The 2,706-nt window shown below is 50.5% G+C and carries 3 protein-coding genes; all 3 read right to left on the bottom strand.

Annotated elements, in window-relative coordinates; translation table 11 throughout:
- Nucleotides 1-67: 67 nt before the first annotated feature.
- The 3 genes from tnpC to tnpA are packed head-to-tail and all read right to left on the bottom strand — an operon-like array spanning nucleotide 68 to nucleotide 2,531.
- Complete coding sequence (gene tnpC / locus HWQ67_RS15820; protein ID WP_218253651.1) at nucleotides 68-1,807, bottom strand: IS66 family transposase; 1,740 nt, start codon at nucleotides 1,805-1,807, stop codon at nucleotides 68-70.
- A 9-nt stretch (nucleotides 1,808-1,816) separates the two neighbouring features.
- A complete protein-coding gene (tnpB, locus tag HWQ67_RS15825) occupies nucleotides 1,817-2,170 on the bottom strand; it encodes an IS66 family insertion sequence element accessory protein TnpB (RefSeq protein ID WP_218253652.1) in 354 nt (117 codons plus the stop codon).
- Nucleotides 2,157-2,531 carry an IS66 family insertion sequence element accessory protein TnpA gene (gene tnpA / locus HWQ67_RS15830; protein ID WP_218253653.1) on the bottom strand — a complete coding sequence of 125 codons (375 nt, stop codon included), beginning with the start codon at nucleotides 2,529-2,531 and terminating at the stop codon, nucleotides 2,157-2,159. The genes tnpB and tnpA overlap by 14 nt, the downstream gene beginning before the upstream one ends.
- Nucleotides 2,532-2,706 lie beyond the last annotated feature (175 nt).

Consider the following 2,706-nt stretch of genomic DNA (forward strand, 5'->3'; position numbering starts at 1 on the left):
GTAAGCGATCTCGGAACCCCTCCCGGGGTGGGGTGTAATCAGTGGTGGTCAAATTTTGTTAATTGGCTTAACGGGGAAAGGTTTTGTTTAAAATGGTGGGATCGATGGTGTGTGGCAAAAGTTGCTCGATCTCGTTGACTGTTGTAGCCCACGGAAGCTCTGTTAGCAAATGCCTCATGTAGGCATACGGCTCAAGCCCGTTGCCACGAGCTGTTTGCAAAATACTATAAATCATCCCGCTGGCACGAGCCCCGGCCACCGTGTCGCTAAACAACCAGTTCTTCCGCCCAACCGCAAACGGACGAATCCGGTTCTCAACAAAATTATTGTCAATGGCCAGTACCCCATCTTCAAGATAACGTATGACATAGGACCACTGGTTCCGTGCATAGCTGATGGCCTTGCCCATCAAACCCTGGGGCACATGTTTGAACTGATTCTCATCAAGCCAGGCCTTTATCTGATCCAATATCGGCCTCGACTCCTCCTGCCGAATCCTTTTCCTCTCCTCAATAGAATCTTTGCCCTTGATCTTCTCTTCAATCCCGTAGAGTCCCTTTATTAAAAGCAACACCTGTAAGGCCGGCCCCTCTTTCTTTCCACCAGCCTTATACGCATCAAAAAAACCCCGCCTCACATGCGCCATACAGCCCACTCGTGTGATGCCCGCGTCCAGACAAACTTTATCATAACCCACATACCCGTCCACCTGAAGATATCCCTTAAAATCCACTAACAACCTCTTGGGCACCTCTCCAGACCGTGTCGGATCATAATCAAATAAAATGATCGGCCTGATTCCAGGCCCATGCCTCGCCCTGACCCACATGTAACTCAAACTCTGCGGCTTCCTCCCAGCCTCCTTCAAAACCTGCACCCTCGTCTCATCGCAACAAACATACCCCGATGATAACAGGGCCTCCTCCATCAGATTGTATACGGGTTGCAACTCTTCTGACAGCCAGATCATCCACCCCGCCATTGTATTCCGCGGTAAATCAATATCCGCCCTCTTGAACATGTGTTCCAACCGGTACAAAGGCAACGCATCCACATATTTGCTCACCGCAATATGCGCCAATAAACCCGGTGTCGCATTGCTCTTGGGCAATATCTTTTTGGGAAGATCCGCCGTCCTGATCGTCTCTTCACAACACGGACACGCGTACTTCTTCCGGATCGTCCGAATCACCTTCATCTGTGCGGGAATCACATCCAACTGCTCCGATACCTCCACCCCAATCTCCTTGAGCGTAGCCCCGTCCCGTGGGCAGATCTTCTCTCCTTCCGATAAATCAATCACCACCTCTTCCCGTGGCAAATGATCCGGCAGGGGCCTCCTTTTTGGCCTCTCCCGCGTATGCTCGGGTACGATGATCCAACTCTGGGGAGCTTCCGTCCCGCTCTCCTCGCCCTTTTTCAACATTGCCGCCAGCTCCGCCTCGTTGAACAACTCACATTGATTGGAAGGAAGTTTTTCGCTTCTCGCCGCAAATCGTGCCATGCGTGCCAATCGAAGGGCTTCACGCAAAAGCGTATTCTCTGACTCCAACACCTTCACCGTATCACCCTGACGCTGAAGCTGTTCGTCTCTGCTTCGAACTTCATGAACTTTGCTCTGAAGCCGTTCCTCGATGGTACAAATCTGTGTCTCGAATGTTTGAACTTGTGTTTGAAATGTTTGAACCTGTGTCTGGTATTTCTGAATCTCCTGAATCTGCAAACCAATGATGGCCTTGAGTTTGCCAACGTCTGAAGGAAGGAAGGGGGGTTCGATCATTGCATTCCCTATAAACGAAATACTCAAATAAAAGATTCATCCAATCCCCTCATATCGCAAATATTCGTGCGGCTTCTGAAATATATCAAAACCCAAAAGCAGTCTCCCCAATTCCTCGGTACTCACACCAATGACTTCATCCTCCTCACCATGGGACCAGTAAAACCTCTCCCGCTCCAGCCGCTTGTACCATAAAGCAAATCCCGTCCGGTCCCAATACAATATCTTCAACCGTCTCCGACACCGACTCATAAACACAAACAACCGCCCCTCCGTCATCCTCTCGCCCATCTCCTCCAAAACAATCACCGACAACCCGTTGATTGACTTCCGCATGTCCACAGGCTCCCGATGCAAATAAATCTCGGAAAAATGTTCAAGTCCTTGCATGGCGCCCATCCTTTGCCGAATGCCCCACCCCGCACAACTTCCGAATAAATTGACCCACCACCTCCGATTCCAAGGCCCCGCCAAGATCAATCTGCACCCCGTTGGGTAACAAAATCTGCGGTGACCTTGAAACCCTCATCACGCGGCTCGGCAGAACCACAAACCGACCCGCAGGACGAACCACTTTCAAATCCTTCTCGACTGGCTTACAAAACTTCTTCCGCCAATAACAAAAACTGTGCCGGTTGACCTGCCGCGCCTCGCAAAAAGACTGGATAGACTGCCCACTCCGACCCTGTTCCGCAATAATCCGGCGCCACTTCTGCTCTTTGTTCGATGATTCGGAAATGATCTCGTCCATAAAAAAATCTCCTCTCTCAAGGAGATCTTATAAACCTTTTGCCGTCCGAAGGGAAGATGGGGTTCCGAGAGCGCTTACCGTAGATCCAAAAGAGTGTGGAGTTTGATGGCTCCTTTTTTCTTGCGGAATCGAGCCCAAGGGAAGAGTGAAAGGCAGAGATCGATCGTGGAGGAAT

The organism is Candidatus Magnetobacterium casense, assembly GCF_019173545.1.
Taxonomy (GTDB): domain Bacteria; phylum Nitrospirota; class Thermodesulfovibrionia; order Thermodesulfovibrionales; family Magnetobacteriaceae; genus Magnetobacterium; species Magnetobacterium cryptolimnobacter.

What these genes read in the sequence shown, in the direction of transcription:
- tnpB (WP_218253652.1), bottom strand. Translation starts at nt 2,170, where the DNA reads ATGCAAGGACTTGAACATTTTTCCGAGATTTATTTGCATCGGGAGCCT.
- tnpA (WP_218253653.1), bottom strand. Translation starts at nt 2,531, where the DNA reads ATGGACGAGATCATTTCCGAATCATCGAACAAAGAGCAGAAGTGGCGC.